Below are 18,948 nucleotides of genomic sequence, written 5' to 3'. Positions count from 1 at the left end.
ATGCGCCAGCATCGCATCCGGCAATGCGCACAGGGTAGCAAATGTGCCATTCATGTCAGATGCGGCGTGAACGCCTTATCTGACCGACGTTCGGCACCACCAGGCTTTACTTAACTCCATCCGCGCTCATACGATCGCGAATATGCTGGGCGCGTTCGGCGGATGCTGGATGGTCGTCAAACATTGAGCTTTGGCGGCCTTCTTCCAGTTTCGCCAGTTTTTCAAAGCTGGTGGCAAGGCCAGCTGGACTGATGCCGCGTTGGCGCAGCAAATCGTAGGAATAATCATCTGCCTCTGCTTCCTGGCGCTGGGAGAATTGTGAATTGACTAATTTCTCGCCCAGGTCACCGAGTTGTGATTGCGATAAACTGCCGACAATCCCGCCCGCAGAGGCCGCCGCAACTCGCACTGCGTTGGTACCAAGCGCTACCTGCATCCCTTTCTTCACATGGCCTAACGCCACGTGCCCCATTTCATGACCGATCACCGCTTCGACTTCGTTATCCGTCATCATATCCATCAGCCCGCTATAGACGCGGATACAGCCGTTAGCCATTGCAAAGGCGTTCACATCCTTCGCCATATACACTTTGTAATTTACCGGCTGGCCGTTGATATTGTTGCCTAGCGCATTAGCAATGGTGGTCAGACGTTTAGCGTATTCACTACCGTCTGGCGCAATCGTCGCCTTGCTGTCCATCTCCTGGCACGCCTGATCGCTCAGGGCTTTCACCTGCGCATCGCTCAGACTGTAAGCCTGAAAAGCTTCCGCTCCTGATGAGAGCAGTCCACTGGAGTCCATATTCTGGCAACCGGTCAGTACCGTTGCCACGCTCATTGCTACCAATAAGGCGCGAATTTTCATGTTTTCTCTTCCGCACAAGGTCAGGATTATTCTAAAAATGCGCCGTTTGCAGGTGAATCGACGCTCATCCTGAGTATAAGGAAAAGCGCAGCGGACGGGCGAGCAGATTGCGCAACATGCGAGCATGATCCAGAGATTTCTGAAACGGCAAAAGGATGTTCCATGTACATGACGCGCGGCTTGCGGTAAATTGTTGGCAAATTTTCCGGCGTAGCCCAAAACGCGCTGTCGTCAAGTCGTTAAGGGCGTGCCCTTCATCATCCGATCTGGAGTCAAAATGTCCTCACGTAAAGAGCTTGCCAATGCTATTCGTGCGCTGAGCATGGACGCAGTACAGAAAGCCAAATCCGGTCACCCGGGCGCCCCGATGGGTATGGCTGACATTGCCGAAGTCCTGTGGCGTGATTTCCTGAAACACAACCCGCAGAATCCGTCCTGGGCTGACCGTGACCGCTTCGTGCTGTCCAACGGCCACGGCTCCATGCTGATCTATAGCCTGCTGCACCTCACCGGTTACGATCTGCCGATGGAAGAACTGAAAAACTTCCGTCAGCTGCATTCCAAAACTCCGGGCCACCCGGAAGTGGGTTACACCGCTGGTGTGGAAACCACCACTGGTCCGCTGGGTCAGGGTATTGCCAACGCAGTCGGTATGGCTATCGCAGAAAAAACGCTGGCGGCGCAGTTTAACCGTCCGGGTCACGACATTGTCGACCACTACACCTACGCCTTCATGGGCGACGGCTGCATGATGGAAGGCATCTCCCACGAAGTTTGCTCTCTGGCGGGTACGCTGAAGTTGGGTAAACTGATTGCGTTCTACGATGACAACGGTATTTCTATCGATGGTCACGTTGAAGGCTGGTTCACCGACGATACCGCAATGCGTTTCGAAGCCTACGGCTGGCACGTTATTCGCGACATCGACGGTCATGACGCAGCATCCATCAAACGCGCAGTAGAAGAAGCGCGTGCAGTGACCGACAAACCGTCCTTGCTGATGTGCAAAACCATCATCGGTTTCGGTTCCCCGAACAAAGCCGGTACGCACGACTCCCACGGTGCGCCGCTGGGCGACGCTGAAATTGCCCTGACCCGCGAACAACTGGGCTGGAAATATGCGCCGTTCGAAATCCCGTCTGAAATCTATGCTCAGTGGGATGCGAAAGAAGCAGGCCAGGCGAAAGAATCCGCATGGAACGAGAAATTCGCTGCTTACGCGAAAGCTTATCCGCAGGAAGCCGCTGAATTCACCCGTCGTATGAAAGGCGAGATGCCGTCTGACTTCGACGCGAAAGCGAAAGAGTTCATTGCTAAACTGCAGGCTAATCCGGCGAAAATTGCCAGCCGTAAAGCGTCGCAGAATGCTATCGAAGCGTTCGGTCCGCTGTTGCCGGAATTCCTCGGCGGCTCCGCTGACCTGGCACCGTCTAACCTGACCCTGTGGTCTGGTTCTAAAGCAATCAACGAAGATGCTGCGGGTAACTACATCCACTACGGTGTTCGCGAGTTCGGTATGACCGCGATTGCTAACGGTATCTCCCTGCACGGTGGTTTCCTGCCGTACACCTCCACCTTCCTGATGTTCGTGGAATACGCACGTAATGCCGTACGTATGGCTGCGCTGATGAAACAGCGTCAGGTGATGGTTTACACCCACGACTCCATCGGTCTGGGCGAAGATGGCCCGACTCACCAGCCGGTTGAGCAGGTGGCTTCTCTGCGCGTGACCCCGAACATGTCTACATGGCGTCCGTGTGACCAGGTTGAATCCGCTGTAGCGTGGAAATACGGCGTTGAGCGTCAGGATGGCCCGACTGCGCTTATCCTCTCCCGTCAGAACCTGGCGCAGCAGGAACGTACTGAAGAGCAGCTGGCAAACATCGCGCGCGGTGGTTATGTGCTGAAAGACTGTGCCGGTCAGCCGGAACTGATCTTCATCGCTACTGGTTCTGAAGTTGAGCTAGCTGTTGCCGCTTATGAAAAACTGACTGCCGAAGGCGTGAAAGCGCGCGTGGTTTCCATGCCGTCTACCGACGCATTCGACAAACAGGATGCCGCTTACCGTGAATCTGTACTGCCGAAAGCGGTTACTGCTCGTGTTGCAGTAGAAGCAGGCATTGCTGACTACTGGTACAAGTATGTTGGCCTGAATGGCGCTATCGTCGGTATGACCACCTTCGGTGAATCTGCTCCGGCTGAGCTGCTGTTTGAAGAGTTCGGCTTCACCGTTGATAACGTTGTTGCGAAAGCAAAAGCGTTGCTGTAATCGGTAAGATGCTTTGTGAGAAGGGCCGCGAAAGCGGCCCTTCAGATTGTTGGCAATGTGCGCGTTGTTCATGTCGGATGCGGCGTGAACACCTTATCCGACCTACAAAATCATGCAAATTCAATATATTGCAGGAAGTATGTAGGTCTGATAAGCGTAGCGCATCAGGCAGTTTTGCCTTTGCCATCACTCTCAAGGGCCGTGAAAGCGGCCCTTTTTTTACTTAGTAGAGATAAACGGAACTGTGCTACCTGGAATCATGGTATCGGGCAGCTTACCGTCCCAACGCTCAGCAGTGGTGAGGGCAACAAGTCCGGGATTATCTCGCAGGGCTTCCCCGCGCAAGCGGATAGCTTCTGCTTCAGCCGCACTTTTTAAACGAATAGTTTCAGCTTCGGCCGCGCCTCTTACGCGAATAGTTTCCGCTTCTGCTTTGGCTGCCGCCAGTTTACTGTCTGCTTCTGCCTGGGCTTGAGTTACCGCAATTTGCGCCTGGATTTTCTCTGTTTCCAGATTTTGCTTACGTGTGGCAATGGCGACTTCCGCTTTCATTCGATCTTCAATCGACTTTTCATAAGCGTCAGAAAAATCAATATTCTCAATCTGGACCCCGTCAATCACTACCGGGCCAACAACGGCTTTGCGCATGGCATTTTGCAGATCCTGAACCAGCTTTGTACGATCCTGCACGGCGCTGATGGCCGTATATTGGCCGAAAACGTTCTCCAGTTGAGTTGGCAACTGACGGACAATCAGGCGATCTTTTAATGCTTCAATAGTGTTGTAGGTGGTATAAACCGCGCCTGCTTCTGAAGGCTTAATATGGAAGCTGACTGACACGGTCATTTGTGCCGGTTGCTGGTCGCGGCTGTATGCCTGCAATCCCTGATAGACCACGGCCTGATTACGCGTGGAAATTTTCTCCACGCTTTCCATAAACGGGATCTTAAAACCCAGACCCGGCTCGGCAACTTTTACGATTTTTCCGTAGCGCAGCAAAATGCCGCGTTCACCTTCATTAACGGTGTAATACGAGAGAAATGGCAGCACAACCACGGCAATCACGCCAATGGCGATGGCAAGAGATTTTTGTGGGCGGAATGAGGTTATTGAAACAGGTGCTTTCATGTGAGTCGTCCTTGAGTAAAGTATGGGAATATGTCACATGGGGGGAGGAGAAAACAGCTGGCAACCGCAAATTAAGAATCTATAAAGGGTGGCGCGAAAACAATAAATCAAATAAGTATGTTTTCGGATATTCAATAAACAAATGGTGATGTGTGTCACAAATATATCAACGTACAAAATATTGATTTTGTGATGATCACTGCAAATACAAAGTTGACTTTAATAATATTAATCTCATCTTGTTGTTATTTAATGTTTTATTATTTTGGCTTATAAAACTTGTCCTCTCAGACGCTCAATTGCTTTCATTAAATCTCACGCGTATTTTATTTTTACCGCCGGACGGTACCGTAAAAATAAAATAAGGATGATTTATGCGGCTTATTGATTATTTTCCAGAGTCATCAATCTCAGTTATACATTCAGCAAAAGACTGGCAGGAAGCTATCGATTTTTCGATGGCATCATTGCTGGATAAAAACTATATCAGCGAGAATTACATTCAGGCTATTAAAGATTCCACCATCAACAATGGCCCTTATTATATTCTCGCACCAGGCGTGGCGATGCCTCATGCGCGACCGGAATGTGGGGCGCTTAAAACCGGGATGTCACTGACATTACTCGAACGACCAGTGTATTTTCCGGGAAATGATGAATCGATCAATTTACTCATCGGGCTTTCGGCTGCCGATGCTGATTCGCACATTGGCGCTATTCAGGCGTTAAGTGAATTACTGTGCGAAGAAAAAATACTCGAACAACTCTTAACAGCATCATCAGAAAAACAATTAGCGGACATTATCAGCCGCGGATAATTACTCTCTCCTCTACAGGATAATATTATGGAAAACAAGTCTGCTCGTGCAAAGGTCCAGGCTTTTGGGGGCTTTTTGACGGCAATGGTCATCCCCAATATCGGTGCTTTTATTGCCTGGGGCTTTATAACTGCGTTATTTATTCCCACCGGTTGGCTGCCGAATGAACATTTCGCCAAAATTGTCGGCCCGATGATTACCTATTTATTGCCTGTGATGATTGGTTCTACCGGTGGTCATCTGGTCGGCGGTAAACGCGGGGCGGTCATGGGCGGAATAGGGACGATTGGCGTTATTGTCGGTGCTGAAATTCCGATGTTCCTTGGTTCGATGATCATGGGGCCGTTAGGTGGGCTGGTCATAAAATATGTCGATAAAGCACTGGAAAAACGCATACCTGCTGGTTTTGAGATGGTTATCAATAACTTCTCATTAGGTATCGCTGGGATGATTCTCTGTCTGCTGGGTTTTGAAGTCATCGGCCCGGCGGTGTTAATTGCCAATACTTTCGTCAAAGAGTGTATTGAAGCACTGGTACATGCAGGCTATCTGCCTTTGCTGTCTGTCATCAATGAACCGGCGAAAGTGCTTTTCCTCAATAACGCGATCGATCAGGGCGTCTATTACCCGTTGGGGATGCAACAGGCTTCGGTTAACGGTAAATCCATCTTCTTTATGGTGGCGTCCAACCCTGGGCCTGGCTTAGGACTGCTGCTGGCATTCACTCTGTTTGGTAAAGGGATGAGTAAGCGCTCTGCACCTGGTGCGATGATTATTCACTTCCTCGGTGGGATCCACGAACTGTATTTCCCGTATGTGCTGATGAAGCCGTTGACCATTATCGCCATGATTGCGGGCGGTATGTCTGGCACCTGGATGTTTAATTTGCTGGACGGTGGTCTGGTTGCAGGCCCAAGCCCTGGTTCTATCTTTGCTTACCTGGCGCTGACGCCAAAAGGCTCGTTCCTGGCGACAATTGCCGGAGTTACGGTAGGCACGCTGGTGTCCTTTGTCATCACTTCCCTGATACTGAAGATGGAAAAAACAGTGGAGACTGAGAGCGAAGATGAATTTACCGAGTCAGCCAATGCGGTTAAAGCAATGAAGCAGGAAGGCGCATTCTCGTTAAGCCGTGTTAAGCGTATTGCCTTTGTTTGCGATGCGGGGATGGGCTCCAGCGCGATGGGCGCAACCACCTTCCGTAAACGCCTGGAAAAAGCGGGGCTGGCAATAGAAGTAAAACATTACGCCATAGAAAACGTGCCTGCGGATGCGGATATCGTCGTTACTCATGCCAGTCTGGAAGGGCGCGTGAAGCGTGTGACGGATAAACCGCTGATATTGATTAATAACTATATTGGCGATCCAAAACTCGACACTTTATTTAATCAATTAACCGCCGAACATAAAAACTGATTGCAGAGGTAAAAATGAAAACCAAAGTTGCTGCTATTTATGGCAAGCGGGATGTCCGTCTGCGCGAATTTGAATTGCCAGAAATTATTGATAACGAACTTTTGGTGAGTGTAATTTCTGACAGCGTCTGTTTATCGACCTGGAAAGCGGCGTTACTCGGTAGTGAACATAAACGCGTACCCGCCGATTTAGAAAATCATCCGGTCATTACCGGGCATGAATGTGCTGGGGTTATTGTCGAAGTGGGTAAAAATCTCACCGACAAATATAAAAAAGGTCAGCGTTTTGTATTGCAACCGGCGATGGGGTTACCAAGCGGATATTCAGCGGGCTACAGCTACGAATATTTTGGCGGTAACGCCACTTATATGATTATTCCAGAGGTAGCCATTAATCTGGGCTGCGTATTACCGTATCACGGCTCTTATTTTGCTGCGGCGTCGCTGGCAGAGCCTATGTGCTGCATTATTGGCGCTTATCATGCCAATTATCACACCACGCAATATGTTTATGAGCATCGCATGGGCGTCAAACCTGGCGGCAATATTGCACTGCTGGCGTGTGCAGGTCCGATGGGCATTGGCGCTATTGATTACGCCATTAACGGCGGCATACAACCGTCGCGGGTGGTGGTGGTCGATATCGACGAAAAACGACTGGCGCAGGTGCAGAAGCTGCTGCCGGTGGAGCTGGCGGCCAGCAAAGGCATTGAGCTGGTGTATGTGAATACCAAAGGGATGGCCGATCCTGTCCAGATGCTGCGGGCGCTTACAGGAGATGTCGGGTTCGATGACATTTTTGTTTATGCGGCGGTGCCTGCTGTCGTTGAGATGGCTGACGAATTACTGGCGGAAGATGGCTGCCTGAACTTCTTTGCCGGGCCGACGGATAAAAACTTCAAAGTGCCGTTTAATTTCTACAACGTCCATTACAACAGCACGCACGTCGTCGGTACATCCGGCGGTTCAACGGACGACATGAAAGAGGCGATTGCCCTTAGCGCCACGGGGCAGTTGCAGCCGTCGTTTATGGTGACCCATATCGGTGGGCTGGATGCGGTGCCAGAAACCGTGCTCAATCTGCCGGATATCCCTGGCGGTAAAAAACTCATTTATAACGGCGTGACCATGCCGCTCACCGCCATTGCCGATTTTGCCGAAAAAGGGAAAACCGATCCGCTGTTTAAAGAACTGGCGCGGCTGGTTGAGGAAACGCACGGCATCTGGAATGAACAGGCCGAGAAATATCTGCTGGCGCAATTTGGCGTTGATATTGGGGAGGCCGCGCAATGATGTCCCTGGCGTGGCCATTATTTCGCGTTACGGAACAGGCAGCGTTGGCTGCCTGGCCGCAAACCGGATGTGGCGACAAAAATAAAATTGATGGCCTGGCGGTCACCGCGATGCGCCAGGCATTAAACGACGTCGCTTTTCGTGGGCGAGTGGTTATCGGCGAAGGAGAAATTGACCATGCGCCGATGCTGTGGATTGGAGAAGAGGTGGGCAAAGGCGATGGGCCAGAAGTCGATATCGCGGTTGACCCGATTGAAGGCACGCGGATGGTGGCGATGGGGCAGAGCAATGCGCTGGCGGTCATGGCTTTCGCCCCTCGAGATAGCCTGTTACATGCGCCCGATATGTATATGAAAAAGCTGGTTGTTAATCGACTGGCTGCCGGGGCGATTGATCTGTCTTTGCCTCTGGCGGACAACCTGCGCAACGTGGCGCGGGCGTTAGGTAAACCGCTGGACAAGCTGCGCATGGTTACGCTGGATAAACCGCGCCTGAGTGCCGCGATTGAAGAAGCAACACAGCTGGGCGTGAAGGTTTTTGCCCTGCCGGATGGCGATGTCGCCGCCAGCGTGCTGACCTGCTGGCAGGATAATCCTTACGATGTGATGTACACCATCGGTGGCGCACCGGAAGGCGTTATTTCTGCCTGTGCTGTTAAAGCGTTGGGGGGGGATATGCAGGCGGAATTAATCGATTTTTGCCAGGCCAAAGGTGACTACACCGAAAATCGGCAAATCGCAGAACAGGAGCGTAAGCGTTGTAAGGAGATGGGTGTTGAAGTCAACCGTGTGTACTCGCTCGATGAACTGGTGAGGGGGAACGATATCCTCTTTAGCGCTACGGGCGTGACGGGCGGCGAGTTGGTGAACGGTATCCAACAGACGGCGAATGGGGTGCGGACGCAGACATTACTGATCGGCGGCGCGGACCAAACGTGTAATATAATAGACTCCCTGCATTGATGGTGATCTATCGGAAGACGAATGGCGACGCTGACAGAAGATGATGTGCTTGAGCAACTGGATGCACAGGACAATTTATTTTCATTTATGAAAACTGCGCATTCTATTTTGCTCCAGGGGATACGCCAGTTTCTGCCGTCGCTGTTTGTCGATAACGATGAAGAGATCGTCGAATATGCAGTGAAGCCGTTACTCGCCCAAAGCGGCCCGCTTGACGATATTGATGTTGCGCTGCGTTTGATTTATGCGCTGGGGAAAATGGATAAATGGCTGTATGCCGATATCACGCACTTTTCCCAGTACTGGCATTACCTGAACGAACAGGATGAAACGCCCGGATTTACCGATGATATAACCTGGGATTTTATCAGCAATGTCAACAGTATAACTCGCAATGCGACGCTCTACGATGCGTTAAAAGCGATGAAGTTCGCCGATTTCGCCATCTGGTCAGAGGCGCGTTTTAGCGGGATGGTCAAAACGGCGCTGACGCTGGCAGTAACGACAACTTTAAAGGAATTAACGCCGTGAAAATCGAACTGACGGTGAATGGACTAAAGGTACAGGCGCAGTACTCTGATGATGAAATTGAGAATGTTCATAAACCGCTACTGCGTATGCTGGCGGCCTTACAGGCGGTAAATCCGCAGCGACGTACGGTGGTTTTTCTTTGCGCTCCGCCGGGGACGGGTAAATCTACATTAACTACCTTCTGGGAATATCTCGCGCAACAAGACCCTGAATTACCCGCTATCCAGACGCTCCCGATGGATGGTTTTCACCATTACAATAGCTGGCTGGATGCGCATCAATTGCGCCCCTTCAAAGGCGCACCAGAGACATTCGACGTTGCGAAACTGGCGGAAAATCTGCGCCAGGTAGTGGAAGGGGATTGTACGTGGCCGCAGTACGATCGACAAAAGCATGATCCTGTTGAAGATGCGTTGCACGTTACCGCACCTCTCGTCATCGTCGAAGGAAACTGGTTGTTGCTGGACGACGAGAAGTGGTGCCAGCTTGCGCAATTTTGTGATTTCTCGATCTTTATCAACGCGCCAGCTACTGCGTTGCGGGAACGGCTGGTGGGGCGCAAGCTGGCGGGAGGGTTATCGCTGGCAGACGCAGAAGCTTTTTATGACCGTACCGACGGGCCGAATGTTCGCCGGGTGCTTGAAGAGAGTCTGCCGGCAAATTTGATCTTAATGATGACCGCTACGGGTGAATATCGTCTGGTGGATTAACGTTCCTGATTACACCATCTTCCAGTCGCACCACACGAGAGAAATGACGCCGGGTAAATGCGGCGTCATGACTGATTGCTACGACGCTCGTGCCTCGCTGGCGGCACTTTTCCAGCCAGCTTTCAAACACGCTCAACCAATTTTCGTCAAAATCCCGACTCGGCTCGTCCAGTAGCAATAGTGGCGGAGAGAGTGCTTCCAGGCAGGCGACGGCGACCATCCGTCGCTGCGCACTATGCAGATCTAACGGATGCGCACTGGCAACATCTGCTAACTGACAGCATTGCAGGGCAGCATTGGTACGTTGAGTGATTTGGTCCGCCGGGCATCTTTGCAGTTTCAAACCAAATGCGATCTCGTCGGCGACGGTGCTGTGAAAAAGCTGGTTTTCCGCTTCCTGAAACAGTACGCCAATGTTTGCCGAGCGCTGGCGGTTTTTCAGGTTTTTCATCGCCTGTTGTTGCAGCATAACCGTACCAGCTGTGGGCGTAAGAAGACCTGCCATTATCCGCAACAACGTCGATTTCCCAGCGCCATTGTCGCCGGTCAGCGCCAACCATTCACCTTGTTTGAGTTGCAGAGAAATGTCGCAAAGACAATCCGTTACCGCGCCTGGCCAGCGATAAGTTACCTGATTTAACGTTAACATAATGGCTGGATCGCTCCGTTTTGCAGGTGCCACGCCTGCTGGCAGTAGTTCAGGAAAGGCGTGCGATGACGTTCAAAAAGAATAATCAGCGAACCACGTTCAAGCGCCCAGTGTTGTAAGCGCTGCAACAGCATTTTGCTGGCCTGCGGCGTCAGGCGGCTAAAGGCTTCATCAAGAATTAATAGTTTTGGCTGCATCGCGATGGCGCAGGCGATGACCACGCGCTGAGTCTCTCCGCCGGAGAGCGTTGCCGGGTGGCGATGGCGCAACGGCTGGCACTCGGTCAGAGTCAGGGCGGCATCAATCCGCGCCATAATCTCTGCTTCAGCAAGACACAGATTTTCTGGCCCAAAGGCAACTTCTTCCTCCACGCTAAAGGTACAACCGGAGAGTTGCAAATAGGGCGATTGCTGGACGAGCTGGGTAGTGGCGGATTGCTCATTGAGCGGGATCTGTCCAATGGGCGTACCGAGAAGCGTCCCCGTGCCAGCAACCTCTCCTGGCAGAAAGTCCGGATACCAGCCCGCCATCAGTTGCGCCAGCGTACTTTTGCCACTGCCGTTATCACCAAAGATGGCGACCATCCCCGGTTTGGCATAGTGAAAGTCATAACAGAACGGAGGATTTGTTGAGTGTGTCGGGCAATAGCGAAACTGTTCTAACGTAACCATAGCCACACTCCGAATTCTGCCAGCATTAGCAATATCATGGTGTAACGCGCCACTTTTTCCAGGTTACTGTCAGGTGGTGCCCATAACGTAGTGCGCCGGTTGTGGATCCGAAATGCCCGCATATCCAGCGCCGCACCACGGACAGCTAGATCGTTAAGCGCATTGTGTGTTAGCGGAATAATTAACGCGGGCATCGCACGTAAACGCTGATACCAGCTCTCATCCAGCGGCACGCCGCGCGCACGCTGTGCTTCATGAATAATCGCTAATTGCCGTTTTAATTGCTCGACGACCAATAACGGCCCAGCGAACAGATAAGCGACGCCCGGCGGCAGGCGAGAAGCAAACAGAGCGCGGATAAAACGTTGCACGGGGACGAATTGCATCCACAACTGTGAGGTTGAAACGATAGCCAGAATCCTCAACCAGAGCGTAATGGCATACGTCCAACGCTCCGGCGAACGCGGCGTGCCGCTAAGCCATTCTGTCAGCCAGCCGCCGTGCACCAGCCACAGCCCGGCCCCCAGCGAGAACATCAGCCAGGAGACATATTTTGCCCGCCGTCGCGTGGCCTTTAACGCGACAAGGCAGAGAAAGGTCGCCGCGCTATAGACTGGCAATATTGTCTGTGTGGGCAGGATAAGCGTGGTGCAGGCCGCCAGCGCCCACAGCGTTAAGGATGTAAACGGATGCATTTAGCGCACGGCTGCCATTGCCGGGAAATGCCGCGTGGTGCGAATCGGCAACTGTCGGAGCAAAAGCCAGACAATCACCGCCGTGAGAATTTTGTCGACCAGGTTCGCGCCCATTACCGTTATCGCCACCGACTCCACCAGGTTTTGCCCCATTGAGTGCATCCAGGCAACGAACAAATCGGCCCCGCTTCCTGTCACGCCGCCGAACAGCGCAGTACGTAGCGGCACAGCGACGACTGTGACCGCCAGGGTAATAATCACGCCGCTGACAATGACTTTCGGCAGAGTGCGAAACCAACCCGCCCGCGCCAGCCAACCTGCGACCAGACCAATAACCATTGCCACGGGAGCAAATGCAGCGGCGATCGGGTCGGTTAGCAATCCCCAAAGTAAATTGGTCAGTAAGCCGGTCAACATGCCAATAACCGGGCCAAGTAGTACCGCGCTAATGAGCGTACCGATTGAGTCGAGGAAAATAGGTAATTTAACCATGCTGGCCAGTTGCCCGCCGATCATATTGATGGCGATAGAGATAACGATCAACACCAGTGCCTGACTGGAAAAGTGGCGACGCGCCATAAGAAAACCTCTCTGAAAATAGTTATTTAACGGGGGAAATATGCAACTCGTCGTAACCAGAAAGCGCGCAAGGTTGGCGGCTAAAAGCCAGTTCCTCAAGGCTGCCGATCACCAGTTCAAGCGTGGTGCGTACGGTACAGCCAGGCATCATGTGGCCGCCAAGCATCGCGCCGCGTGGGTCAGAAACGCAGAGATGAAGATGCTCGCCAGTGTGTTCCAGCGTGCCGTTCAGTGCGATCACTTCGAACTTACCGCTTAGTAGGGCCGTGTTTTCTTGCCCGGCATAGCGTAAGGCAACGTCAGTCAGACTGCCGGTACAACCTGCAATCCACGCGGCGTGGAGTTGTTGTTGCTGCGCGAAGGCGCGTAATTGGGAGAGAACTTCCTGCCCGGGGAGCAGGCGCAGCGCGTAAAAGCGTGCGGAGGAAGAATAAGGGTAGGGCAATGTTATCATTGGAGTACTCCGAAACTCGGACGTATTGCGGATAATATCGACGCTGCATCAGTCATATTCTGATATAAGTCAGGGTTTGTGACGGCACAACGAAAAGATTTTGCTACGCTTATTCGTGATTCTGCAAAGTGGAATAAATTCCAACGCATCAGGCCGGAAAACGTGACGCAAGTCAGATAATTGTCTTCTTTGACTGGACAATCATTCCTTTTATTCCATGTTTCGCTTATCCTAGCTGAAGCGTTTCAGTCGATTAAATGTTCGACAATTAACCAATCAGTCGCAGTTTGCGACAGGTAAGGTTTCCCCGAACGATTTGCTGGATTACTCTGTCTGGCAAATTTGCTCAGGGAAAGCCTTGCAGGAGATCTATGACCGTACGCGTAGCGATAAATGGCTTCGGTCGCATCGGGCGTAATGTGGTTCGTGCTTTGTATGAATCAGGACGCCGTGCGGAAATTACCGTGGTGGCAATCAACGAACTGGCGGATGCTGCGGGCATGGCGCATTTGTTGAAATATGACACCAGTCATGGCCGTTTTGCATGGGAAGTCCGTGAGGAACGTGATCAACTTTTTGTTGGTGATGATGCCATTCGCGTATTGCATGAACGTTCACTGCAATCGCTTCCCTGGCGTGAACTAGGCGTTGATGTGGTTCTCGACTGCACCGGCGTATATGGCACCCGCGAGCATGGCGAAGCGCACATTGCCGCCGGGGCCAAAAAAGTGCTCTTTTCACATCCTGGCAGTAACGATCTCGACGCGACCGTTGTTTACGGCGTCAATCAGGATCAACTTCGTGCAGAACACCGCATCGTTTCTAACGCTTCCTGTACCACGAATTGCATAATTCCTGTCATCAAATTGTTGGATGATGCGTACGGTATTGAGTCCGGCACTGTGACCACAATTCACTCCGCCATGCACGATCAACAGGTTATTGATGCGTACCATCCTGACCTGCGCCGCACCCGGGCAGCCAGTCAGTCGATTATTCCGGTCGATACCAAACTGGCCGCGGGTATCACACGATTTTTTCCGCAATTTAACGATCGCTTTGAAGCGATTGCGGTACGTGTGCCAACCATAAATGTGACGGCAATCGATTTAAGCGTGACGGTGAAGAAACCAGTAAAAGCCAATGAAGTCAACCTGTTGCTGCAAAAAGCAGCACAAGGTGCATTTCATGGTATAGTTGACTATACGGAATTACCGTTGGTCTCTGTAGATTTTAACCACGATCCGCACAGTGCCATTGTCGATGGCACCCAAACTCGGGTCAGTGGCGCACACCTGATCAAAACGTTGGTCTGGTGCGATAACGAATGGGGCTTTGCTAACCGAATGCTCGACACGACGTTAGCTATGGCTACTGTTGCTTTCAGGTAAGACGCAAGCAGCGTCTGCAAAACTTTTAGAATCAACGAGAGGATTCACCATGTCTGTAATTAAGATGACCGATCTGGATCTTGCTGGGAAACGTGTATTTATCCGTGCGGATCTGAACGTACCAGTAAAAGACGGGAAAGTAACCAGCGACGCGCGTATCCGTGCTTCTCTGCCGACCATCGAACTGGCCCTGAAACAAGGCGCGAAAGTGATGGTAACTTCCCACCTGGGTCGTCCTACCGAAGGCGAGTACAACGAAGAATTCTCTCTGCTGCCGGTTGTTAACTACCTGAAAGACAAACTGTCTAACCCGGTTCGTCTGGTTAAAGATTACCTCGACGGCGTTGACGTTGCTGAAGGTGAACTGGTTGTTCTGGAAAACGTTCGCTTCAACAAAGGCGAGAAGAAAGACGACGAAACCCTGTCCAAAAAATACGCTGCACTGTGTGACGTGTTCGTAATGGACGCATTCGGTACTGCTCACCGCGCGCAAGCTTCTACTCACGGTATCGGTAAATTCGCTGATGTTGCGTGCGCAGGCCCGCTGCTGGCAGCTGAACTGGACGCGCTGGGTAAAGCACTGAAAGAACCTGCTCGCCCGATGGTGGCTATCGTTGGTGGTTCTAAAGTATCTACCAAACTGACCGTTCTGGACTCCCTGTCTAAAATCGCTGACCAGCTGATCGTTGGTGGTGGTATCGCTAACACCTTTATCGCGGCACAAGGCCACGATGTGGGTAAATCCCTGTACGAAGCTGACCTGGTTGACGAAGCAAAACGTCTGCTGACCACCTGCAACATCCCGGTTCCGTCTGATGTTCGCGTAGCGACTGAGTTCTCTGAAACCGCTCCGGCTACTCTGAAATCTGTTAACGACGTGAAAGCTGACGAGCAGATCCTGGATATCGGTGATGCTTCCGCTCAGGAACTGGCTGAAATCCTGAAGAATGCGAAAACCATTCTGTGGAACGGTCCGGTTGGCGTGTTCGAATTCCCGAACTTCCGCAAAGGTACTGAAATCGTGGCTAACGCTATCGCAGACAGCGAAGCGTTCTCCATCGCTGGCGGCGGCGACACTCTGGCAGCAATCGACCTGTTCGGCATTGCTGACAAAATCTCCTACATCTCCACTGGCGGCGGCGCATTCCTCGAATTCGTGGAAGGTAAAGTACTGCCTGCAGTAGCGATGCTCGAAGAGCGCGCTAAGAAGTAAAAAATCACAGGGCAGGGAAACCTGCCCTTGTTGCAGCGCGCTTTTAGAGCACGCACTTTTTCATACTCTAAATAATTCGAGTTGCAGGAAGGCGACAAGAGAGTGAATCCCCAGGAGCTTACATAAGTAAGTGACTGGGGTGAGCGAACGCAGACGCAGCACATGCAACTTGAAATATGACGAGTATAGGGCCCGACGATACAGGACAAGAGACATGTCTAAGATTTTTGATTTCGTAAAACCTGGCGTAATCACTGGTGATGACGTACAGAAAGTTTTCCAGGTAGCAAAAGAAAACAACTTCGCACTGCCAGCAGTAAACTGCGTCGGTACTGACTCCATTAACGCCGTACTGGAAACCGCTGCTAAAGTTAAAGCGCCGGTTATCGTTCAGTTCTCCAACGGTGGTGCTTCCTTTATCGCTGGTAAAGGCGTGAAATCTGACGTTCCGCAGGGCGCTGCTATCCTGGGGGCGATCTCTGGTGCGCATCACGTTCACCAGATGGCTGAACACTATGGTGTTCCGGTTATCCTGCATACCGACCACTGCGCGAAGAAACTGCTGCCGTGGATCGACGGTCTGCTGGACGCGGGTGAAAAACACTTCGCTGCTACCGGTAAGCCGCTGTTCTCTTCTCACATGATCGACCTGTCTGAAGAATCTCTGCAAGAGAACATCGAAATCTGCTCTAAATACCTGGAGCGCATGTCCAAAATCGGCATGACTCTGGAAATCGAACTGGGTTGCACCGGTGGTGAAGAAGACGGCGTGGACAACAGCCACATGGACGCTTCTGCACTGTACACCCAGCCGGAAGACGTTGATTACGCATACACCGAGCTGAGCAAAATCAGCCCGCGTTTCACCATCGCTGCGTCCTTTGGTAACGTACACGGTGTTTACAAGCCGGGTAACGTTGTTCTGACTCCGACCATCCTGCGCGACTCTCAGGAATATGTTTCTAAGAAACACAACCTGCCGCACAACAGCCTGAACTTCGTATTCCACGGCGGTTCCGGTTCTACTGCTCAGGAAATCAAAGACTCCGTAAGCTACGGTGTAGTTAAAATGAACATCGATACCGACACCCAATGGGCGACCTGGGAAGGTGTTCTGAACTACTACAAAGCGAACGAAGCTTACCTGCAGGGCCAGCTGGGCAACCCGAAAGGCGAAGATCAGCCGAACAAGAAATACTACGATCCGCGCGTATGGCTGCGTGCCGGTCAGACTTCGATGATCGCTCGTCTGGAAAAAGCATTCCAGGAACTGAACGCGATCGACGTTCTGTAAGATATTCCTTTCTGCTTATCTCAAGGCCCGCTCTGCGGGTCTTTTTTTCGCCAAAAGCAAGGTGATGTACTTAAGAAATCTGTGATCTATTTGGCAAAATTATGCTTTATTGTTTACCCTTGTCAGACTGCCCGTCGTAAGGCGGCGGAGTATGTTTCTCCAATTTAAGTCAGTTGAAAAGGAATATTGAATGGAAGATTTGAAAGTTGTCGATAGCATAAACGGCGCAGGATCCTGGTTGGTAAATAACCAGGCGCTGTTGCTGAGTTATGCTGTAAACATCGTGGCGGCACTCGCGATCATCATCGTTGGTTTGATTATCGCGCGGATGATTTCCAACGCGGTGAATCGCCTGATGATCTCCCGTAACATAGATGCCACCGTTGCTGATTTTCTTTCTGCATTAATCCGTTACGCAATTATCGCCTTTACGTTAATTGCAGCACTGGGCCGCGTGGGCGTACAAACCGCATCGGTTATTGCCGTACTCGGTGCCGCAGGTTTAGCTGTAGGTCTGGCCTTGCAGGGTTCACTATCTAACCTGGCTGCTGGCGTTTTGCTGGTTATGTTCCGCCCGTTCCGTGCAGGAGAATATGTTGACCTCGGCGGCGTTGCTGGTACTGTGCAGAGTGTGCAGATTTTCTCCACCACCATGCGTACCGCAGACGGTAAAATAATTGTTATTCCGAACGGTAAAATTATTGCCGGTAATATTATTAACTTCTCTCGTGAGCCGGCGCGCCGTAACGAATTTATTATTGGCGTAGCGTATGATTCTGATATCGATCAGGTTAAGCAGATTTTGACCGATATTATTCAGTCCGAAGATCGTATTTTAAAAGATCGTGAAATTACCGTACGCCTGAACGAACTTGGCGCATCGTCGATTAATTTCGTCGTTCGTGCCTGGAGCAACAGTGGCGATCTGCAAAACGTGTACTGGGATGTGCTGGAACGTATTAAACGTGAATTTGATGCTGCTGGTATCAGCTTCCCGTATCCGCAAATGGATGTGAACTTTAAGCGGGTGAAAGAGGATAAAGCTGCATAATCAACGCTGAGGCCAGATAATTTTATCTGGCCTGAGAGTGATGACAAACGCAAAATTGCCTGATGCGCTACGCTTATCAGGCCTACGTAATCTATGCAATGTATTGAGTTTTCGTGCTTTTGTAGGCCGGATAAGGCGTTCACGCCGCATCCGGCATGAGCAAAGCGCACTTTGTCAACAATCTGAGGCCAGATAATACTATCTGGCCTCTCTCTTATTAGTTTTTCTGATTGCCAATTAATATTATCAATTTCCGCTAATAACAATCCCGCGCTATAGTCTCTTTATCAGATAATTAGTTCGGAATGTTCAACGTGTTTTCTTATTATTTTCAAGGTCTTGCACTTGGTGCTGCTATGATTCTGCCGCTTGGTCCGCAAAATGCTTTTGTGATGAATCAGGGCATTCGGCGTCAGTACCACATTATGATTGCTTTGCTCTGCGCGATAAGCGATTTGGTCCTGATTTGCGCCGGGATTTTTGGTGGTAGCGCGTTATTGATGCAGTCACCGTGGTTGCTGGCGCTGGTGACCTGGGGCGGTGTGGCCTTCTTGCTGTGGTATGGTTTTGGTGCTTTTAAAACGGCGATGAGCAGTAATATTGAGCTGGTCAGTGCTGAAGTCATGAAACAGGGACGTTGGAAAATTATTGCCACTATGCTGGCGGTAACCTGGCTGAATCCGCATGTTTACCTGGATACCTTTGTGGTATTGGGCAGCCTGGGCGGGCAACTTGAGCCAGATCCCAAACGTTGGTTTGCCCTCGGGACGATCAGTGCCTCTTTCCTGTGGTTTTTTGGTCTGGCGTTATTAGCCGCCTGGCTGGCGCCGCGTTTGCGTACCGCCAAAGCGCAGCGCATTATCAATCTCGTGGTGGGCTGCGTTATGTGGATTATCGCCCTACAACTGGCGAAAGAGGGTGTTGCTCATGCACAAGCCTTGTTCAGTTAGGCGCTATCCG

19 protein-coding genes are annotated in these 18,948 nt (G+C 51.4%); 12 read left to right on the top strand and 7 right to left on the bottom strand.

Annotated elements, in window-relative coordinates; translation table 11 throughout:
* Positions 1-106: 106 nt before the first annotated feature.
* Positions 107-865, bottom strand: a complete 759-nt coding sequence (loiP, locus tag FEM44_RS04585; RefSeq protein ID WP_130218025.1) for a metalloprotease LoiP — start codon at positions 863-865, stop codon at positions 107-109.
* 277 nt (positions 866-1,142) lie between these two features.
* Here loiP and tkt point away from each other — a divergent pair, with 277 nt between their 5' ends.
* Positions 1,143-3,134 (top strand): transketolase, encoded by a 1,992-nt coding sequence (gene tkt, locus FEM44_RS04580; RefSeq protein ID WP_000098613.1) that lies wholly within the window; start codon positions 1,143-1,145, stop codon positions 3,132-3,134.
* Positions 3,135-3,353: 219 nt separating this feature from the next.
* Here the strand turns inward: tkt and FEM44_RS04575 are convergent, their stop codons facing one another.
* Positions 3,354-4,262, bottom strand: a complete 909-nt coding sequence (locus tag FEM44_RS04575) for a prohibitin family protein (RefSeq protein WP_135521081.1) — start codon at positions 4,260-4,262, stop codon at positions 3,354-3,356.
* 374 nt (positions 4,263-4,636) lie between these two features.
* Here FEM44_RS04575 and cmtB point away from each other — a divergent pair, with 374 nt between their 5' ends.
* From cmtB to FEM44_RS04540, 6 genes are read left to right on the top strand one after another with little or no spacing between them, the layout of a single operon-like run.
* Positions 4,637-5,080 (top strand): PTS mannitol transporter subunit IIA, encoded by a 444-nt coding sequence (cmtB, locus tag FEM44_RS04565; protein WP_135521082.1) that lies wholly within the window; start codon positions 4,637-4,639, stop codon positions 5,078-5,080.
* 27 nt (positions 5,081-5,107) lie between these two features.
* Positions 5,108-6,496 (top strand): PTS mannitol transporter subunit IICB, encoded by a 1,389-nt coding sequence (gene cmtA, locus FEM44_RS04560; RefSeq protein ID WP_130221438.1) that lies wholly within the window; start codon positions 5,108-5,110, stop codon positions 6,494-6,496.
* 14 nt (positions 6,497-6,510) lie between these two features.
* The gene (locus FEM44_RS04555) at positions 6,511-7,788 is read left to right on the top strand and encodes a zinc-binding dehydrogenase (protein ID WP_135521084.1); all 1,278 of its coding nucleotides are present in this window, start codon (positions 6,511-6,513) and stop codon (positions 7,786-7,788) included.
* A complete protein-coding gene (glpX, locus tag FEM44_RS04550) occupies positions 7,785-8,750 on the top strand; it encodes a class II fructose-bisphosphatase (RefSeq protein WP_135488799.1) in 966 nt (321 codons plus the stop codon). Before FEM44_RS04555 ends, glpX begins: the two co-directional genes overlap by 4 nt.
* A 21-nt stretch (positions 8,751-8,771) precedes the next feature.
* The gene (gene fumE / locus FEM44_RS04545; RefSeq protein ID WP_135521085.1) at positions 8,772-9,281 is read left to right on the top strand and encodes a fumarase E; all 510 of its coding nucleotides are present in this window, start codon (positions 8,772-8,774) and stop codon (positions 9,279-9,281) included.
* Positions 9,278-9,991 carry a nucleoside/nucleotide kinase family protein gene (locus FEM44_RS04540; RefSeq protein WP_135521087.1) on the top strand — a complete coding sequence of 238 codons (714 nt, stop codon included), beginning with the start codon at positions 9,278-9,280 and terminating at the stop codon, positions 9,989-9,991. Before fumE ends, FEM44_RS04540 begins: the two co-directional genes overlap by 4 nt.
* On the opposite strand, the gene FEM44_RS04535 is transcribed toward FEM44_RS04540, so the two are convergent.
* Genes FEM44_RS04535 through FEM44_RS04515 form a run of 5 tightly spaced genes read right to left on the bottom strand, consistent with a single transcriptional unit; the run spans position 9,963 to position 13,039 of the window.
* Positions 9,963-10,640 carry an ABC transporter ATP-binding protein gene (locus tag FEM44_RS04535; protein ID WP_135521088.1) on the bottom strand — a complete coding sequence of 226 codons (678 nt, stop codon included), beginning with the start codon at positions 10,638-10,640 and terminating at the stop codon, positions 9,963-9,965. The genes FEM44_RS04540 and FEM44_RS04535 overlap by 29 nt on opposite strands.
* Positions 10,634-11,311 (bottom strand): ABC transporter ATP-binding protein, encoded by a 678-nt coding sequence (locus FEM44_RS04530; protein ID WP_135521090.1) that lies wholly within the window; start codon positions 11,309-11,311, stop codon positions 10,634-10,636. The genes FEM44_RS04535 and FEM44_RS04530 overlap by 7 nt, the downstream gene beginning before the upstream one ends.
* The gene (locus FEM44_RS04525; protein ID WP_135521092.1) at positions 11,299-12,006 is read right to left on the bottom strand and encodes an energy-coupling factor transporter transmembrane component T; all 708 of its coding nucleotides are present in this window, start codon (positions 12,004-12,006) and stop codon (positions 11,299-11,301) included. Before FEM44_RS04525 ends, FEM44_RS04530 begins: the two co-directional genes overlap by 13 nt.
* A complete protein-coding gene (locus FEM44_RS04520) occupies positions 12,007-12,585 on the bottom strand; it encodes an ECF transporter S component (protein WP_135521093.1) in 579 nt (192 codons plus the stop codon).
* Positions 12,586-12,607: 22 nt separating this feature from the next.
* Positions 12,608-13,039, bottom strand: a complete 432-nt coding sequence (locus FEM44_RS04515; protein WP_135521095.1) for a PPC domain-containing DNA-binding protein — start codon at positions 13,037-13,039, stop codon at positions 12,608-12,610.
* A gap of 371 nt (positions 13,040-13,410) precedes the next feature.
* On the opposite strand from FEM44_RS04515, the gene epd reads away from it, so the two are divergent.
* From epd to argO, 5 genes are all read left to right on the top strand, one after another.
* A complete protein-coding gene (gene epd / locus FEM44_RS04510) occupies positions 13,411-14,430 on the top strand; it encodes an erythrose-4-phosphate dehydrogenase (RefSeq protein ID WP_096121752.1) in 1,020 nt (339 codons plus the stop codon).
* A gap of 49 nt (positions 14,431-14,479) precedes the next feature.
* Positions 14,480-15,643, top strand: a complete 1,164-nt coding sequence (gene pgk / locus FEM44_RS04505) for a phosphoglycerate kinase (RefSeq protein WP_000111269.1) — start codon at positions 14,480-14,482, stop codon at positions 15,641-15,643.
* A 214-nt stretch (positions 15,644-15,857) separates the two neighbouring features.
* Positions 15,858-16,937, top strand: coding sequence for a class II fructose-bisphosphate aldolase (gene fbaA, locus FEM44_RS04500; RefSeq protein ID WP_000034372.1), 1,080 nt, complete (start codon positions 15,858-15,860; stop codon positions 16,935-16,937).
* A 190-nt stretch (positions 16,938-17,127) separates the two neighbouring features.
* A complete protein-coding gene (mscS, locus tag FEM44_RS04495) occupies positions 17,128-17,988 on the top strand; it encodes a small-conductance mechanosensitive channel MscS (RefSeq protein ID WP_135521096.1) in 861 nt (286 codons plus the stop codon).
* A 314-nt stretch (positions 17,989-18,302) separates the two neighbouring features.
* On the top strand, positions 18,303-18,938 hold the full coding sequence (argO, locus tag FEM44_RS04490; RefSeq protein ID WP_130217989.1) for an arginine exporter ArgO: 636 nt from the start codon (positions 18,303-18,305) through the stop codon (positions 18,936-18,938).
* Positions 18,939-18,948: the final 10 nt, after the last annotated feature.

This window comes from Escherichia sp. E4742, assembly GCF_005843885.1.
GTDB lineage: Bacteria > Pseudomonadota > Gammaproteobacteria > Enterobacterales > Enterobacteriaceae > Escherichia.
Note: the sequence above shows the minus strand (reverse complement) of the source record. Positions and strands in the feature narration are given on the sequence as shown.